This window comes from Acinetobacter lwoffii, assembly GCF_024129735.1.
Classification (GTDB): Bacteria; Pseudomonadota; Gammaproteobacteria; order Pseudomonadales; family Moraxellaceae; genus Acinetobacter; species Acinetobacter lwoffii_H.
In genome coordinates, this window is the sequence record NZ_JAMXXK010000060.1 from 1 (window position 1) to 16,497 (window position 16,497).

The 16,497-nt window shown below is 42.1% G+C and carries 14 protein-coding genes and 2 pseudogenes; 8 read left to right on the plus strand and 8 right to left on the minus strand.

The annotated features are described in order from the left end of the window. Positions 1-85: 85 nt before the first annotated feature. From NI469_RS13870 to NI469_RS13880, 3 genes and pseudogenes are all read right to left on the minus strand, one after another. Positions 86-280, minus strand: a pseudogene (locus NI469_RS13870) (YkvA family protein); the annotation flags it as partial. A gap of 504 nt (positions 281-784) precedes the next feature. Further along, positions 785-1,519 (minus strand): hydroxyacylglutathione hydrolase, encoded by a 735-nt coding sequence (gene gloB, locus NI469_RS13875; protein WP_253175533.1) that lies wholly within the window; start codon positions 1,517-1,519, stop codon positions 785-787. 117 nt (positions 1,520-1,636) lie between these two features. Further along, positions 1,637-2,224, minus strand: a complete 588-nt coding sequence (locus NI469_RS13880; RefSeq protein WP_253175535.1) for a flavin reductase family protein — start codon at positions 2,222-2,224, stop codon at positions 1,637-1,639. A gap of 119 nt (positions 2,225-2,343) precedes the next feature. Between NI469_RS13880 and NI469_RS13885 the strand changes: the two genes are divergently transcribed. Both NI469_RS13885 and NI469_RS13890 read left to right on the plus strand, forming a co-directional pair. After that, complete coding sequence (locus NI469_RS13885) at positions 2,344-3,165, plus strand: PhzF family phenazine biosynthesis protein (RefSeq protein ID WP_253175537.1); 822 nt, start codon at positions 2,344-2,346, stop codon at positions 3,163-3,165. 143 nt (positions 3,166-3,308) lie between these two features. After that, positions 3,309-6,080, plus strand: a complete 2,772-nt coding sequence (locus NI469_RS13890; RefSeq protein WP_253175539.1) for a M16 family metallopeptidase — start codon at positions 3,309-3,311, stop codon at positions 6,078-6,080. A gap of 54 nt (positions 6,081-6,134) precedes the next feature. Here NI469_RS13890 and NI469_RS13895 read toward each other — a convergent pair whose 3' ends face one another. The 3 genes and pseudogenes from NI469_RS13895 to NI469_RS13905 all read right to left on the minus strand — a co-directional run bounded on the left by NI469_RS13895 (position 6,135) and on the right by NI469_RS13905 (position 7,999). After that, positions 6,135-6,401, minus strand: a complete 267-nt coding sequence (locus tag NI469_RS13895; protein ID WP_129716442.1) for a hypothetical protein — start codon at positions 6,399-6,401, stop codon at positions 6,135-6,137. Positions 6,402-6,413: 12 nt separating this feature from the next. Beyond that, positions 6,414-7,479: pseudogene (locus NI469_RS13900) on the minus strand (amidohydrolase family protein). 118 nt (positions 7,480-7,597) lie between these two features. Continuing rightward, positions 7,598-7,999: a DUF3144 domain-containing protein gene (locus NI469_RS13905; protein ID WP_004280011.1), complete on the minus strand. Its 402-nt coding sequence runs from the start codon at positions 7,997-7,999 to the stop codon at positions 7,598-7,600. 111 nt (positions 8,000-8,110) lie between these two features. Between NI469_RS13905 and NI469_RS13910 the strand changes: the two genes are divergently transcribed. Beyond that, positions 8,111-8,743 carry a hypothetical protein gene (locus tag NI469_RS13910; protein ID WP_004280010.1) on the plus strand — a complete coding sequence of 211 codons (633 nt, stop codon included), beginning with the start codon at positions 8,111-8,113 and terminating at the stop codon, positions 8,741-8,743. A gap of 22 nt (positions 8,744-8,765) precedes the next feature. On the opposite strand, the gene NI469_RS13915 is transcribed toward NI469_RS13910, so the two are convergent. Then, entirely contained in the window at positions 8,766-10,220 is a 1,455-nt protein-coding gene (locus NI469_RS13915) for a CYTH and CHAD domain-containing protein (RefSeq protein ID WP_253175540.1), read from the minus strand. Positions 10,221-10,373: 153 nt separating this feature from the next. Then, complete coding sequence (locus NI469_RS13920) at positions 10,374-11,831, minus strand: CYTH domain-containing protein (RefSeq protein ID WP_253175542.1); 1,458 nt, start codon at positions 11,829-11,831, stop codon at positions 10,374-10,376. A 329-nt stretch (positions 11,832-12,160) separates the two neighbouring features. On the opposite strand from NI469_RS13920, the gene NI469_RS13925 reads away from it, so the two are divergent. The 5 genes from NI469_RS13925 to NI469_RS13945 all read left to right on the plus strand — a co-directional run bounded on the left by NI469_RS13925 (position 12,161) and on the right by NI469_RS13945 (position 16,369). Further along, positions 12,161-12,544 (plus strand): Mpo1-like protein, encoded by a 384-nt coding sequence (locus NI469_RS13925; protein WP_005104473.1) that lies wholly within the window; start codon positions 12,161-12,163, stop codon positions 12,542-12,544. 781 nt (positions 12,545-13,325) lie between these two features. Continuing rightward, positions 13,326-13,946, plus strand: coding sequence for a thiamine phosphate synthase (thiE, locus tag NI469_RS13930; RefSeq protein ID WP_180039121.1), 621 nt, complete (start codon positions 13,326-13,328; stop codon positions 13,944-13,946). 38 nt (positions 13,947-13,984) lie between these two features. Further along, the gene (gene hemL / locus NI469_RS13935) at positions 13,985-15,286 is read left to right on the plus strand and encodes a glutamate-1-semialdehyde 2,1-aminomutase (RefSeq protein ID WP_004280005.1); all 1,302 of its coding nucleotides are present in this window, start codon (positions 13,985-13,987) and stop codon (positions 15,284-15,286) included. Positions 15,287-15,429: 143 nt separating this feature from the next. Then, a complete protein-coding gene (locus tag NI469_RS13940; RefSeq protein ID WP_253175549.1) occupies positions 15,430-15,846 on the plus strand; it encodes a GlcG/HbpS family heme-binding protein in 417 nt (138 codons plus the stop codon). A 220-nt stretch (positions 15,847-16,066) separates the two neighbouring features. Further along, a complete protein-coding gene (locus NI469_RS13945) occupies positions 16,067-16,369 on the plus strand; it encodes a hypothetical protein (protein ID WP_004280001.1) in 303 nt (100 codons plus the stop codon). Positions 16,370-16,497 lie beyond the last annotated feature (128 nt).

A 16,497-nucleotide genomic window follows, 5' to 3' on the forward strand; every position in this document is an offset into this window, starting at 1 on the left:
TAATTTACTTGCTGGCATATACAATTTAGATTGGGTGAAAGATAAACAATTAAATTGATTGAAAAATGATTTATGAAGGAAGTCTAATAATAATATCGTCTAAATACCCAAGTACGGGAATAAAATCTGGAATTAAATCAATTGGTGAGAAGGCATAAGCAGCAATAATTAAAGCTAAAAACTTTACAGAATTGGGCGTTCGCTTGTCTTTTGCAATAAGCCAAACAACCAAGATGTCTTTTTTAATTGATTTAGCCCATTGCTTGATTCTTTGATACATAGCAAATATTAAAAGAACTATAGAGATTTAATCATAAGAGAGTTCTCTTAAAACAATATAGATTTTTATTATCCTATTACGATTTTCTAAAATTAACATAATACGCGTTATACGAAATGCTATTTTTTATTTTATACAAATTATATGTTTAGCGTATAAGTGAAAGCCCAATTCAAGTAAATTGGGCTTTTTTATTCACTTGTTAGGTTCCATGCTGATTATTTAAGCAATGTTCCACGAATTTCTCTAATTTAAATCAATATCATCCTGTTATTTATAAGTCATTATTTCATGTGTTGGAACTGAAATTGGTTTCTAAAAAAATAGAGGACTTGATTAATTATAAGAAAGCAAAAAATGGCACAGAAAGACATTTTTTAGATGGAGATTCAACTTATTCCAATTTGTGCAAAATTTGTACGTGCCTTTCAATAACATTCTATGCATCGCAAATGACAAATAAGTAAGTCGGCTGAAGCATTGATCTTCAGCTTTGAATCCGGTTTAAAACTGATCTTTCAGGGTTCTTAAACGCTGGAATTCTTCCACGCTTTCTGCGCGCAGAAAAGGATTGGTTTGCAATTCATCTTCAATACTACTTGGCAGCGTGCACTGGCCTAGTATACGCAAACGCTCAATATGTTCGAAGCGTTCCAGAATTGCCGAATTGTCCGGTTCAACGTGTTTGGCAAACTGTGCATTCGATAATGTGTATTCATGGGTGCAATAGACTTGGGTGCGCGGTGGCAAGGCAGCCAGACGGGACAGTGAATGATACATCTGTGAATAGGTGCCTTCAAAAACCCGGCCACAACCCATGGCAAATAAGGTATCGCCGCAGAACAGCACATCAATCGCATCAATAAAATAAACAATATGGCCGAGTGTATGCCCGGGTACAGCAATCACCTGGATATCTATTCCATGAAAATTAAACTGTTCTTCATGCTCAAGCGGATGGGTGATAAACGGAATTTTGCTTAGTTCTGCCCGTGGGCCATACACAGGCAGATTTTTTCCTTGGATTAACCCCGGCACACCGCCAATATGATCTTTATGCCAGTGAGTCAGCCAGATTTGACTTACAGTTAAACCGTGTTCGGCACAATAGTCTTGTACCAATTCTGCTTCGGTTGGATCAATCACAGCCACCTGATGCGACGCGGTATGTTCAAGCAACCAGATATAATTTTGCAGTGAATTCTGGACATCAATACAGTGAATTTTAAAAGGTATCATAACGCATCAGACCAAATGAGGATTATGGATAAAGTAGCATAATTTCGGATGCTCTGGGGCTTGTCGATATCATCTGATCATCCGCGATTACTTTAATTTATTCCAAATTTGAAAAATTTATAATTCCGGATCATCAATGCTCACCGCATTGCCGATGGTGTAAAAATGCCCGCCGGCTACATGATGAATACTTTTCCACTCTTCAGCCACTTCATGATAATGCCAGTGGCCGTCGCGGAAGACCCGATCATCGGCATAGGCTGCAATCACCTTGCCTATAAACAGGTCATGCATTTGCTGGTTATGCGGCTCAGGAATCAGCTCGCAGAGTATCCAGGCCGCACAGCCTTGTACTACAGGAATATCAGCATCAGGAAAATGAAATAGTTCTACTCCGGATTGTGCCAGTTTGTCCGGCACATCATGCAGGCTCTGCGTACCCAGACGATAGACCATATTCAGTTGTTTCAATGTTGGAATTTGCAGCGCGAAATAACCTGAATTTTCAATAATATTTCGGGTTTTGGTGCTTTTATCCAGAACCACAGTCACTTTTGCGGGGCTGAATTCCAATGCGCATGCCCAGGCTGCTGCCATAACATCTGTATCCTGCTGATCTTGAGCAGAAACCAGTATAGTAGGGCCATGGGTAATCAGACGATAAGCTTTTTCTAAGGGAACACTTTGAATATGGGAGTTTGTCATGCAGCACCATTTGCTCTATTCATTTAATAGGCTAGATTAATGAGATCATTAACATATTCAAGTTCATTCTTGCAAAAAAGCTTTTAAACTAGAGATCGTTATATTCAGGAATTCAAAAAATGAAAATGTACCAGGTCGATGCGTTTACCACGGAACTGTTTAAAGGCAATCCTGCAGCCGTGATTGTGCTGGATGAATGGCTCGAAGATGGTCTGATGCAAAATATCGCCTTGGAAAATAATCTGTCCGAAACGGCTTTTGTTAAAGTCATCGATAGCGATAATTATGCCATCCGCTGGTTTACGCCAACCAAGGAAGTGGATTTTTGTGGTCATGCGACATTGGCCAGCAGCTTTGTACTATTCAATCAATTTGATACGGGGAAAACGATTCATTTTCATGTAAAAGACTTAGGCATTTTTGTAGTCAATCAGGATGCAGATGACAAGATCAGAATGAACTTTCCAGTTCGTCGTGCAGAGCCAGTTGCTGAATATCCTGAAGCTTTAAGACAGGCCTTGAGCAAACCGTTTAAACAGGTTTATCTGAACGCGCAGGGCTATATTGTTGAATATGAATCGGTACAGGATGTGCTGGATGAAATGCCTGATTTTGAACTGTTAAAACAGTTGAATGGCAAGCGTACAGCCATTACTGCTCAGAATACCTATTTAGACGTCGCGATCACTTCACAAGATACCCAATACGATTGTATTTCACGTTATTTTGCACCGAGTAATGGAATCAATGAAGATCCGGTAACAGGTTCAATTCACACCGGAATTGCACCGCTGTGGGCCGAAAAACTGGGTAAAAATGAACTGGTCGCCTATCAGGCATCAGCGCGTGGTGGGGTGCTATATTGTGCCTTGCAAGATCAGGATCGAATTGAAATTTCCGGTTATGGAAAATTATATATGCAAGCCGAAATTTATCTTTAATTTTTTAATTACATAGAACTACATGTCGTCAGGTGAGGCGGCATGTTATTTTGATGGTCCGGCTTGGAATAGATTATTCAGAAAAAGAATCATTCTCTAAGAAGGGCGCGAATAAAAATTTATATTTATAATTTGGATGAAGAATGTTGCTACGTTATAAAAATTTAAGTCTGGCGATTGTATTGTCTGGCTGTAGTGCACTGAGTTTTGCACAACCTGTTTTGGTGAAAACGGAACAAAATGTTGAAGAATACCGACTGGATAATGGACTGCGCATTATCCTGGCACCGAATGATAAAGAAAATAAAGTTTTTATGAATACGGTCTATCTGACCGGCTCCCTGAATGATCCTCAAGGCAAGGGCGGTCTGGCGCATCTGCTGGAACATTTGGCCTTTAAAGGCACAGAAAATGTCAAAGGGGATGAATTCCAGCGTCGACTGGATCAATATACCTTGATGACCAATGCCAGTACCGACTATTACTCAACCAAATATACTAATGTGATCCGTCCTGAAAAAACTGCGCTGAGTGAAGTCATTTTTCTCGAAGCCGAACGCATGGACAAGCTGGTGCTTCAGGAAAAATATGTACCGACTGAAATTGATATTGTAAAACGCGAGCGTGAAATTCGTCTGGATCAGCCATTTTCAGTATTGATCGATCAGGTGTTTAAATCTGCTTATGGCAATCAGTATTTAGGCCGTTTGCCGATTGGTGACCTAAATGAGCTGCAATCAATCAATATGCAGGAACTACACCGTTTTTACCGTCAATGGTATGCACCGAATAATGCCTTTGTGGTCATTTCGGGCAAATTTGATAAGGCCGAAGTCTTAAAACAGCTGGATACGCATTTCAGTCCGATTCAATCCCGAAATGTACCAGCGCAAGTGAAAGTCCCAGCGCTTAAACCAGAGCAAATCAAACAGCGTGAATTTACAGTAAAGAAAGGCAGTGATCTGGCCAAGTTTAATCTTTATTTGAATCAATCCGAAGAAAGCATTAAAACGGCTTTGGCTGTTTCGCCAACGCTCTATACTTTGCAGCCAAGTGGACATCTCTATCAGAATATGGTGGAAACTGGGAAGTCAACAGCGGTGCAATCCAGTACCTGGCTGGATAAAGACTTTAATCTGGTGTTTATGGGAGCAATCTATGCTCCGAATCATCAGGCACAAGCGATAGAGCAGGGACTGATTCAAGGCGTAGAACAGAGTCAGCCATTTACCGAAGCAGAATTAAACCGGGCTAAAAATCTGACCCGAAATCAGGCCGACAATATTAAAAACAGTGCGACTGCTTTGGGTTCACGTTTAAGCGATTATGCAGTGGCGTATTCAGGTGACTGGAGCCAGTATTTTAAAGATCTGAATGCAATTCAAAGCCTGAGTGTGAATCAGGTCAATCAGGTCTATAAGAGTTTTTTAAAACCTGAATACCGTATTTCTGGCAATATTTTACCTACCCCGGAAGATCAGAAGAAAGCGCAGGAACTGGCACAGACAGAAGCACCGGCAAAAACTCTGGATCAGCAGGCTGAAGCAGAAGAGCCAATGAAAGATGTCAGTGTCTATCAGGCTGAAGTAAAGCAATATGTCCAGGAATCCAAACAGTATTTGTACAGTAAAGACAAACAGATTCAGCGTGGCAAGTTGAAAAATGGCATTAAATACGCGCTGTTTCCGACGACTACCCGCGATGACAAGGTCTATGCCACAATTTCACTGGATTTTGGTACCGCTCAAAGCCTGATGAATAAAGGCGAGATTCTGGACCTGACGGCTTATTTAATGTTGCGCTCTTCGGAAACTCAAAGCTTGCAGCAGATTGCCGATAAAATTATTGAAGTAGGCGGTTCGGCAACTGCCGGTGCATCCGGCAATGGCCTGACCTTGCAGATCAGCGCCAAAAAAGAAAAGTTTGAAGAGTTTTTTCAGTATGTGGTTGATGTGCTGAAAACGCCGGCATTTGAACAAAGTCAGTTTGATTTAATCAAGGGACAGACTTTATCCAGTCTGGATCGTCCTTATACTGAACCAGATACGGTGTCGAGCTTGACGATGGCCCGAACGATCGAGATCTATCAGCCTGGCGATCTGCGTTTCCATTTCGAGCCTGAACTGGCCAAAAAACAGTATCAGAAAGCGACTCGCGAACAGGTTATGGCACTGTATCAGCAGTTTTTAAAAACCCAGCATGCACAAATCGCGGTCACAGGTGAGTTTAATCCAAAATCGATGCAAAAAACGCTGAAAAACAGTTTCTCAGACTGGAAAGCTACACAGCCTTATGAGCGTCTGAAATCGGAATATCGAAGCTATCCAGCCCAGAAAATTCATGCGTTGTCTGAGCAGCGTGAATTCGGGAGTTATGAGGCATTCATGAGCATGCCGGTCGGCGCAGATCATGCCGATGCACCTGCATTACAGGTATTTCGATATATTCTGGGTGATTCACAGTTATCGTCACGACTGGCACAAGAGCTACGCGAGAAAAATGCACTAGTCTATGGTTTTAGTGCAGATGTGCAACTCGATGAATGGGCAGATGTGGGCGCCATGATGATTAGTGCCAATTATACGGCTGGAAAATCCGCACAGGTTTCTCAGGCAGTGCATAAGGTACTCAATGAACTGCTGACACGTGGCGTGACTGAACAGGAAGTCGAAGCGGCAAAAGCCAGTATCTTGAAACAGCGTTTAACTGCACTCGAAGATGATCGCCGTATTCACACTATGTTGATTCCACAGCTGGAAAAAGACCGTAATCTGGTTTACCGGGAAAAACGTGATCAGGCGATTGCTCAACTGAGCAAAGCCGATATTGATGCCATGATCAAAAAATACATCAAGCCAGATCAGCTGGTGGAAGTGATGGCTGATCAGTACGGTAAGCAAGTTAAAACATCATAGTGTTGATAAAAAATCCCCTCAAGTGAGGGGATTTTTTTATTTTAGTTTTATGCTTTAGGTTGCTCTATGGCTAAAAACAATCCCTCCAGTTAAGCTTGCAAGGATAGATAGGAGCAGACTCCAAACAGATACAATAAGAAGGAAAATCAATATTCCACAGCCAAGCAAAGTTGAAACGAAAGCAATATCTTGATCAAAAGGATGATGGATCGCCACTTGATAATAATAAGACGTTATCCAGCTTGAAATAATAGTGAGTAAAATACAAAGTCCTTTGCCTGAAGGCGTATTTAGACTGGAATCTGTTATCCAACTTAGCATGTCCTCATCTACTCAAAGTCGATAAAAACGTTTAGCATTTTCATAAAAAATCGGCTTTAACGCATTTTCATTGTAGTCCTGCACAATATCGCTAAAGGCATCAATAATGTTGGTGAGTGAGCTACTGACACTGTCCATTGGAAAGTTGGATGCAAACATCACGCGCCCAGAACCAAAACAGTCTAAAGTATGCTGGATCACGGGTGCGGCACGTTCCACTAATTCCTGTTTACTTGCCAGCCGTTTCTGCGTGTGAAAATCATGTCCCAAGACTGGCATAAACAGACCAGACATTTTGGTCGATACATTTTTGCATTCGGCCAGTTCTGCCAACTGATCTTTCCAGTCTGCAAATATCTGGGTGCGATCTTGTTCGGTCTTGCCTGTAGCTTTGCTCACTTTGCCAAATAAACCTGCGGGCGTACCCAGATGATCCAGCACAATAGGGGTGTTTGGAAAGGCTTTGGCCAGCGCAGTAACATCCGCAATCTGGGTAGAGTACACCCAGGCATCAAAGCTTAAATCTTGCCTGGCCAGTTCTTCAAAGCCCTTCAGGAAATCTGTGTTGCGATAGAGATGCGGTTCATCGGTCCAGGCATGAATCCCTTTATCTGGATGTACTGCAGCCATTTTACGGATGCCCCGAAACTTGGGAGAAGCTTCGCGATGCAATTGAATCAACTGTTTAAAATTTTTCTGCCGCGGATCCGCCGTGGCGACAATTCCACCCAATTGGATAGTGTGCTGATCAAAAGGAAGCCCAGCGATAAAACGGGTTTCATTTACCACACCCGTACCTTTATGGTCATGCCAGCTGGCTTCAACATGCACAATCTGCTCTATTTCATAATGTCCTGCATCTTTCTTGTAATTTGCAGGCAGATAAGGTGCAGTCAGGTGCTGTGTCAGGCCAATGGTCTCAATGACGTCTCTGGGTTTCAACAGTCGAACCATTCTGTCTAGTAATTTGGGATGATTGCCGAACAGCTTTACCCTCTAGCGCTGCCGCATGTGGGGTATTGTACGGATCCCATTGGTGGATATGAGGGTCAATGATCGGGAAGGGAAGTTGCTGCATGCTATGCCTTGTTTTCGTTTATTTATTATTCAATTTATATAGTGCTTAAATCACTTTAAAGTCAATATGATAAATGACAGCAAATAAAAAAAGCCCCGCGGGGCTTTTCGTATTTTAATCAATGATCATGCTTGTGATCATGGTTATGCTTGTTGGCATGAAACTCTTCATTGTGACGGAAACGTAAATAGTTTTCGAACTGTTCACAGTATTCATCATAGTTATCTTCCAGCATCATTTGAAATTGCTGCAAGATATAAGACATGACCTGATCTTTGGCATCGCGCATTTCATTCCCATCTTTAAAGTTATTCGCTGCCACCCAGGTATTGAAACGGGCAGTACCAAATAACATCGCCGCACTGACTTGACCGCGCTTATCGCTCGGTTTTTCCTGTGAGCCTTTTTCTACGCGACAAAACTCGTTGGCTTGTTGAATAAATTCATCAGCACGTTCAAAGAATGCCGCATTTAACGCTTCTTCTTCGGTTACATCGGTTGCTTCAATCTTTTGAACCATGAATTTGTTCCTAACACTAAAATCTCAATCGTTAATTATAGGCAAAGCCTTGCAGAAACTAAACCTTTGCCTTAATCTAAAAAATAGCCTAAGCATATAAAAGTGAATGCCATGCAGGATGCGATTGCAGTACAAAGCCTAAAAAGTGATATTGCCTTATTGCGCCAGAATATTTGGCCACCGGCAAATCTAGCCAATGTTGAAGGCTTGCCGATTTATTATGGCAGCCAGTCACAGGTAGATGAATACTATAGCCAGTGGCTCGGGCTGATTGAAAGGGCACAGGATCTGTTTCAGCCTTTTATGGAAGATGAAATCTTGGATGCGATCCATCTGCCGAGTCATTTAAACTTGCCGCTGTTTTATTTTCATGTTGACCGGATTCGCATTAATAAAACCCGCGCCAAGGAATCCAAAACTTTTCGTGGGGTCGCCAGCCTGATCGAAAAATGCGGCCAGTTCGAACCCGAGCAGATTGCAGCCATGCGGCAGTGGCTTGATAGTGACGATACTGCAGCTTTGGTGGCACACCGTGAATTTGTGGATTTACGCACTTATGTGTTTCAGCATGGCCAGAGCGAATATACGCGCACCCGTTTTTATGTGAATGGGATTGTGCTGAGTGTTGAGCCACATTTTGAACTGGTCGATGCACGCGATAAGCCACGCAAGCAACGCAGCGACAGTTATAACGATCCTCTGGCAGACAATAATACCTGGAAAGTATTCGGCAAATATCGCTAGCACAGTTTGACCAAGCCCGGTCTTACCAGAAGGGCTTGGTATTTTCTGCAAACTGCTGTAAACGCTCTGCTGCTTCATTCGACAAACGCTGCTGTTCCGCACTTATCCAGCCCAGTACAAACCAGGCCTTGGCCTGTTGTTTGACATAAGGTCTGAATAACTCGTCTGCTACAAATAGGTCGTTATAATGCCCGAGGCTTTCCTGCAAGGGTTTTAAGGCTTTCAGATAAGCTTTAACCTCTTTTTCAGGAAATAAGCTTTGCAAGAATTCTACGTTATAGCGTAAGCGTTTGACCCGTTTGCGTGTGCGATGCTGGGATTCAATATCCAGTTCTTGATAGTTCTCCGCATCTTGACAGATTTGCTGGTGCAATTTGCTTAAGCCTTTACACAAAATTTTATGTGAAGACTTGGCTTTGTTATCCGTTTTTTCTTGGCTAAAGCTGAATAGTTGCAGCATTAGTTCTACGGTAGCAGGACTTCTGAACAGCACACTGATATCTGGCTGTTTTTGTCGGTGTGGGGGTAATTTCAGTAAGGGGGAACCTGCTTTTTCCAGTTGTGGAATCAGGCTTTCTGCCAAGGCATCGCGATCTCGGGTAGAACCCAGTTGCTGAAAAATATCCCGCAGCTGTTCCGGCCATTCTGGCTGTACATGTTCAGTTACGGACTGGAAAATTTTAAATGCGCTGCGCAAACGTCGAATCGCGACACGTGCCTGATGCACATGATCACTATTATAATTCTCGGCAGCAATCGCCGTCGCATTTGGAAAAAGATGAGCCAGACAGTTGGCGACAATTTTTTGTAAAATCTTACTGATCTGATCTTTCTGCTCAAGCACTAAGGGAAGCTGATGCTGAACCGGCAGATTCTCTTCACCATGTAATAAGGCATAACCGCGTTCCGATTTGCTCCGTGTATCCAGCCACAAAGCATAACGCTGAACCCAGGGCTGAATGAAATCAATCAATTCACTCAGCTGGCCGGATTTAAGCTCAAATTCGACTTCATAAATATCGATGGCTTGATCATTGTGTCGAATTTCTCCGACATCAAAAGCAATTTCAATCTGGCTCTCCAGATGACTTTCTGTGAGTATATACCGTACGACATCAGTTTCAAATTGCAGAATAAGAGGTGTCTCCAAATCACCGAGTGCCTGTTTCAGGATTTTTTTTGCCGGTTTATGTTTGCGATATAACTGGAAATCACAATGTTCCGGAGGACTTTTTAATTCATGCTCAAGTTCAAAACGTTCAAACTGTTGTTCAGTCGCTGCTTTCAGGGTTTGAATCCATTGCTGGTCTTCCAGACGTTGCCGCAGGGCAATCTGATGTTGTTGTAATTGCTGTGCTTCAGTATCAAAATAGCGTGCGCACAGGCGATGCCGAGTCGGCTGAAGTTTCTGAATGTCCTGTTCAAATTGCACACGAGACTGTGGCGGAATCTGGAATTTGAGTTCTATTTCTGCCATCGGGTTATTCCTCCGCGATGTTGGTTTTACAGATTAATATAGCCCAAAGATCAGCAGGGGTGTGATGTGCTTCTGCAACAAAAAGCACGCCATAGAAGGCGTGCTTTAAGTATTTCTCGTGATATTTATTTCAATATTTTTATTTCAATATGTTTATTTCAGGAATTTACGGCTCACTAAGAACTGTTCGGTCGCTTCAAGCAGTTTTTGCGCATAGACCTCCTGCTTGGCGGTCAGCCAACCCAGCACAAACCAGTCACTTGCTTCCAGTTCGGTCTGCTGAATATAAACTGCAGAAGAGGCCAAAGTTTGATATTCACTGGCTGCCAGTTGAGCATCGTTCAGCGCTTTGCTGTATTTCTGCAAATTTTTGACATCATAGATTGTGGTTAAAATCGGAAAGCTGAACTTGAGTTCCTGAATCCGGCCCGACAATTGATCCAGACTTTCAAAATCAGTGATATCTGTCTGGTTCATTTGTTCCTGCAAGGCTTTATATTGCTGTTGCAAGGTAGTTTGTGCAGCAGTTTTCAAGTCCAGCGAGGCATGTTCATTTTCATTTAAACTGAACATCAGCAATTCCAGATAATGATGCACATTCTGGGTGGATTTGACCAGATTACCGAGTTTCTCCTGTGCATACAGAATATCTTTGCTCAGATTTTCTGCCGTGGTTGGATTTTGCAGGAAGCCGGCCAAGCTGTTTTGCATATGCTGCAAATGTTGCAGATGTTCAAATTGCTGCTTAAAGGCCGCCAGTTGATGTGCCCATTTGTCCGAAAGCTGTGGATGCCAGTCTTTGAACAGCAGCAAGGTCAGATATAAGTGGTCTAGTGCCAGTCGTGCCTGATCAATATGTTCCTGCTCTGCAACCTGTGCTGCAATCGCCGCGATATTCGGCAATAAATGCTGCATCTGCTGCGCAATCAGACTGCACATGGTTTTACTGGCGCTGTCTTTTTTGCTGATCTGAAATTCTTTGCTAAGGGTCGCAGGGCTAACGCGCTGTGAAGTGGCCAATAAATTGCCTATTTCTGCCTTGCTGCGTACATCGAGCCAGAGCTGGTATTTCTTGACCCATTCAAAACTAAACGCCAGCAGATGTTGAATTGAACCATTTTTTAGTTCGAACTCGACTTCATGTACTTCTTGTTCAGCATCTTGTGTGCGGATCTGTCCAATATCCAGGCTGACTTCGATCTGGGTATCTTCATAGTCAATTACCCTTAACGTACGGGAAATATCGGTTTCAAACTGGAGTTGTAGCTGGTCAAACTGATTGCCGAGCGCATTGCTGAGAATTGTCTCGGCTTCTGGAAATTTTTTATAAATATCTAAATCCAGTTCAGGAGATGCGGTTAATTCCCCTAGATCATGATTATGTTCAAAGCGTTCGATATGGCTTTTTCCGGCCGCTTTTAGGGTTTGAACCCAACGTGTACCTTCCAGACGCTGACGCAGTGCTACCCCATGCCGGGCCAGTTGGCGGTCGGCAGTATCATAATATTTGGCTTGAAGCTGGATCTGTTGAGACTTTTTCGGATCAAGTGCCTTGAGCAGCGCAGTGCGTCGTGCCACAGGAATTTGGAACTTGAGTTCAACTTCAACCATGATGATCATCCTATCTGTTCAGTGCAATTAAGTACTGAATCTTCACTTGAATAAGGTTTTAAAATGAGGCGGACAGCAGCCGCAATTATATTTTTAGATTTTTGCGCAGCAGATTGTAACCAAAATCAAAATGCATGTAAGACTTGACTGAGCATAAAAAGCTTAAACAGAAGTTTGAAACTTAGATTTCATCGGTTCATTTTAGGCTAAAACGATCGGATTCAGGCCTTCACGGGGATGTGCAAGATGCATTGAAGCGCGCATCAAAAGGCTGTTATTTGGCTAAAATATACGCTAAGGTAAAACAAAAAACGTCAGGATGATGACAGATGAATGTACAAGTACAACCAGAAAGTAAGAATGAGGTGATGGTTCAGCCCCAGATGCCGATTAAGAACTATCATGAATTTTATCGCTTCTATTTGACTGAGCATCGGCATATTATTAGCCGCCGTCTGCACGTGGCCGGCAGTAGCATCGGTTTATACTGTTTTGCCAAAGCCATTCGTCAAGGCAAGCCGCGATATTTTGCATATGGTTTACTCTCGGGCTATGCCTGTGCCTGGGTCGGTCATTTTATCTTTGAGCGCAATAAACCAGCCAGCTTCAAACAGCCTGTATATAGCTTTATCTCGGACTGGCGCATGTTTGCCGATGTCCTGCGTGGTAATATCAGTCTGATCGACCTTAAATACGATAAAATTTCCAGTTAAGCCAGAATGACTTTTATCGGAATGTGCCCACTTAAAGCATGAAATTTCGATAAAAACCTTGCAAGTCTAGAATTATTATTCTAATAATTATGGTATTGCAGATTAGGTTTTTTGATCAACCATTATATTTTAATTAATACATCAGTTTTCCAAGCCTGGAGCGACCTTCTCCGGGCTTTTTTTATGCCTGTTTGCTACCAATAAATGTTCAAGATTTTGCTCATGCTATTGTGTAAATATTCATAGAAGAATTCATGTGGATTTGTGCTGAAAGTAAAAGATCCTTTCTGGCTTTGAAACGTTTCCCCACAAACGAATGACTCAAAACCAGAAAGGATCGGGTATTACAAACACAGGTATTTATTTTTCTGTTTATTTTCTGTGTCTAAGGCTATTTAAGACGCTTCGTGCCGATTGGGCTATCCCTGAAAATGGGTATTTTTAATATTAATTAATTTGAGTACGCTTGAGCCAGGCGAAAAAAAAGACAAAAAAATCGCTCTTAGAATTTTGCAACTTCTCCACCAAGTTATCTGCAAAATCCTAAAAGCGTTTGTCGGAGGGCGTAAGCATTAACACGTTATAATTATTGTTATAAGGCCATTAAAACGCAGATTTGAAAGTCCGTATATCCCTGAAAATGGTGATATTTAAGATTTAATTGATAAATCGCGCTAAAAAACTGCAAATCTGTTGCTGTTCAGGCTTGAAAATAGCAGGACTGCGGAAATCAAACCCAGTTATGCCTATAATAGAGCCATCCTAGCAAGTGGCGAGCAAGATGCGCGGTTTATATTTAATTACCAATGATGATCCCTTAGAGCTTTTATTGGCGAAGTTAGAAGGTGCTATGGCCAATGGTGGTGTTGCGGTCTTGCAATATCGTCGTAAAAAAGTGGCGAAAGAAGATCAAATTTACGAAATTGAGTACATGAAAGCCATGTGTGCTGAATATGGTGTACCTTTCGTGATTAATGATGATCTTGAAATGGCGGTTAAATACGGCGTAGGTGTGCATTTGGGCCAGGATGATGGTTCTATTGTCGACGCTGTAGCTCGTTTGCCCAAAGGCGTGTTGATTGGCCGTAGTTGTAATAACTCACTTGAGCTGGCTGAACAGGCCATTGCTGATGGTGCAAATTATGTGGCATTCGGCGCAATCTATGCTACTGACAGCAAGCCAGAAGCCGGTAATATTGGTCTGGAAACCTTAAAACTGGCCAAAGAGAAATTAAATGTACCTTTATGTGCCATTGGCGGTTTAACGGTTGAAAATTCCAAGGATGTCATTGAGTCAGGTGCGGATTATTGCGCGGTGATTAGTGATATATTGGGACTCCCTATGAATGCCATTCCTGAACGTTTAGATGAATGGTCTGCGCTTTTTCAAGCTACAGCATAAAATTTTTTGATTGATTTAATTTTGAGTCGAGTGCCTTCATGAGCTTATCTCCAAAGCAAGAACAATTGTTCAAACAAGCCAATAAACATATCCCGGGTGGCGTCAACTCACCTGTACGTGCATTTAATAGTGTCGGTGGGACGCCGGTCTTTATCGAAAAAGCCCAAGGTGCGTATCTTTATGATGTCGATGGCAAACGTTATGTGGACTATGTGGGTTCATGGGGGCCGATGATTCTGGGTCATGCGCATCCTGCGATTATTAAAGCCGTTCAGGATGCTGCAGTAGACGGTTTGAGTTTTGGTGCGCCCACAGTTCATGAAACCACGCTTGCCGATATTATTTGCGAGATCATGCCATCGATTGAACTAGTGCGTATGACCAACTCGGGTACAGAAGCAACCATGACCGCGATTCGTTTAGCACGTGGTTATACTGGCCGTGACAAGATTGTAAAATTTGAAGGCTGTTATCACGGTCACTCGGATTCATTATTGGTAAAAGCCGGTTCAGGTTTATTGACCAGTGGTGAAGGGGAAGCGACGTCTGCAGGTGTGCCGGCGGATTTTGCAAAACATACGCTGACACTTCCATATAACGACATCGCGACTTTAAAAGAATGCTTTGCCAAATTTGGTTCGGAAATTGCCGGCGTGATTGTTGAGCCAGTCGCAGGCAACATGAACTTGGTGAAACCAATTGACGGTTTCCTGCAAGCGATTCGTGATGTCTGTGATGAACATGGTTCAGTGTTTATCATTGATGAAGTAATGACCGGTTTCCGTGTCGGTTTGGGTGGTGCGCAAGCACATTATGGCGTTACTCCGGATTTAACCACTTTAGGTAAAATCATTGGTGCAGGTCTGCCAGTGGGCGCTTTTGGTGGTAAGCGTGAAGTGATGGAATGTATTGCACCACTGGGTAAGGTATACCAAGCAGGTACATTGTCGGGTAATCCACTGGCAATGCGTGCCGGTATCGAGATGTTCAAGCATTTACGTACCGAAGGTTTTTATGAAAAATTAACCGCACAACTCGAAAAATTGCTCGCCGGTTTACAAACTGCTGCTGATGAAGCAGGCATTCCATTCAAGACCCAACAAGTGGGCGGTATGTTTGGTCTTTACTTTACCGATCAGGAAGATATTACTAGCTTCGACTCTATGCTGAAATGCGATGTCGATGCGTTCCGTAAATTCTTCCATGGCATGTTAAATCGTGGCGTAAACCTTGCACCATCTGCTTTTGAAGCAGGATTTATTTCTGCTGCGCATAGTGATGAAGATATTGCTTACACGATTCAAGCGGCTAAAGAAACTTTTGCTGAGATGAAAGCGTAATACCTCTCCCAAACCCTCTCCTTAAAGGAGAGGGCTTTCATCTATTGAATAGAAATGAAAATTTAAAGACTTCCTCCAGTATTCTTGCGCTATATATGGCTCAGGCTTAGGGGGAATTACATTTAAAATTAGAGATCATTTTCATGCAAACCAAACATTATTTGACTTTAAGCGATGCGGAATTTTTATTAGATCAAGCCCATCAATATGCCATTCAGAACAGTTTTAATGTCAGTATTGCAGTCGTAGATGAAACGGGTAATTTGCTTGCGATGAAGCGTATGGATGGTGCAGCACCGATGACTGCAAATCTGGCCGTCGAAAAGGCTAAATGTTCAGCTATGAGTCGCCATCCCTCCAAACTGTTTGAGGATATTATCAAAGGCGGACAGCTGGGTTTTCTGACCATGGAAACTTTCTCAGGAATGTTGGAAGGTGGTGAACCGATTCTGTATCAAGGCCAGCTCGTCGGTGCGATGGGTGTGTCGGGTGTGAAGTCGTTTGAAGATGCGGAGATTGCACAGGTAGCCATTGAGAAATTTTTGGCTAAGCAAAGCTAATCCAAAATAGAAATTGATCAGCTTAATTTAATAAAATCATTCAAAGTTGTACCAAAATGAAGCGTGGAACGTGAAATATCAACTAAAAAGCCCAATCGCTAATGAGTGGGCTTGTCTATATACAATAAAGTTATAATTTAAAAAGGAAATCAAAAGAATTTCGTATAACGTGTATTATGTTAATTTTAGAAATAATTAAAAGTTTGGAAATACTAGTGAAATGCAACTTATAGAAATAGAGCCTTATTTTTGGGAACTATATGAGGATAGCGAAAATATATACCTCAATGTTTGTATAAATATGAGTGCAGTTTCTTGGGCGAAAACTATCTGCCTAGATAAACAAACGATTCAGCAATATCAGACTCAAGGAAAAGGTTTTATTGATGACTTAGCTAAAAGAATTGAAAGCAGCCAATTTAGAAAAGATTATGAAAGATTTTATTCATTTCCAGATGCCTCCGCAGAACAAAAAGAGGGAATGCTTCTAGCATTTAATGAATATAGGGCTAAGCAAAATTAAAGCCATTTAACATAATGGCGATGATACGAAATTAGAATGTTAGAACCCATTTAAAGTGTCTATATTCTCACCAATAAAAATGTCTGGTTTATGATGGTTTTTATCACCATGGACTGGATATAAAATAT

What these genes read in the sequence shown, in the direction of transcription:
- NI469_RS13905 (WP_004280011.1), bottom strand. Translation starts at nt 7,999, where the DNA reads ATGGTTCAAAAGATTGAAGCAACCGATGTAACCGAAGAAGAAGCGTTA.
- NI469_RS13915 (WP_253175540.1), bottom strand. Translation starts at nt 10,220, where the DNA reads ATGGCAGAAATAGAACTCAAATTCCAGATTCCGCCACAGTCTCGTGTG.
- gloB (WP_253175533.1), bottom strand. Translation starts at nt 1,519, where the DNA reads ATGATACCTTTTAAAATTCACTGTATTGATGTCCAGAATTCACTGCAA.
- NI469_RS13945 (WP_004280001.1), top strand. Translation starts at nt 16,067, where the DNA reads ATGCAACTTATAGAAATAGAGCCTTATTTTTGGGAACTATATGAGGAT.
- NI469_RS13885 (WP_253175537.1), top strand. Translation starts at nt 2,344, where the DNA reads ATGAAAATGTACCAGGTCGATGCGTTTACCACGGAACTGTTTAAAGGC.
- NI469_RS13940 (WP_253175549.1), top strand. Translation starts at nt 15,430, where the DNA reads ATGCAAACCAAACATTATTTGACTTTAAGCGATGCGGAATTTTTATTA.
- NI469_RS13910 (WP_004280010.1), top strand. Translation starts at nt 8,111, where the DNA reads ATGCAGGATGCGATTGCAGTACAAAGCCTAAAAAGTGATATTGCCTTA.
- NI469_RS13880 (WP_253175535.1), bottom strand. Translation starts at nt 2,224, where the DNA reads ATGACAAACTCCCATATTCAAAGTGTTCCCTTAGAAAAAGCTTATCGT.
- NI469_RS13920 (WP_253175542.1), bottom strand. Translation starts at nt 11,831, where the DNA reads ATGGTTGAAGTTGAACTCAAGTTCCAAATTCCTGTGGCACGACGCACT.
- NI469_RS13895 (WP_129716442.1), bottom strand. Translation starts at nt 6,401, where the DNA reads ATGCTAAGTTGGATAACAGATTCCAGTCTAAATACGCCTTCAGGCAAA.
- hemL (WP_004280005.1), top strand. Translation starts at nt 13,985, where the DNA reads ATGAGCTTATCTCCAAAGCAAGAACAATTGTTCAAACAAGCCAATAAA.
- NI469_RS13925 (WP_005104473.1), top strand. Translation starts at nt 12,161, where the DNA reads ATGAATGTACAAGTACAACCAGAAAGTAAGAATGAGGTGATGGTTCAG.
- NI469_RS13890 (WP_253175539.1), top strand. Translation starts at nt 3,309, where the DNA reads ATGTTGCTACGTTATAAAAATTTAAGTCTGGCGATTGTATTGTCTGGC.
- thiE (WP_180039121.1), top strand. Translation starts at nt 13,326, where the DNA reads ATGCGCGGTTTATATTTAATTACCAATGATGATCCCTTAGAGCTTTTA.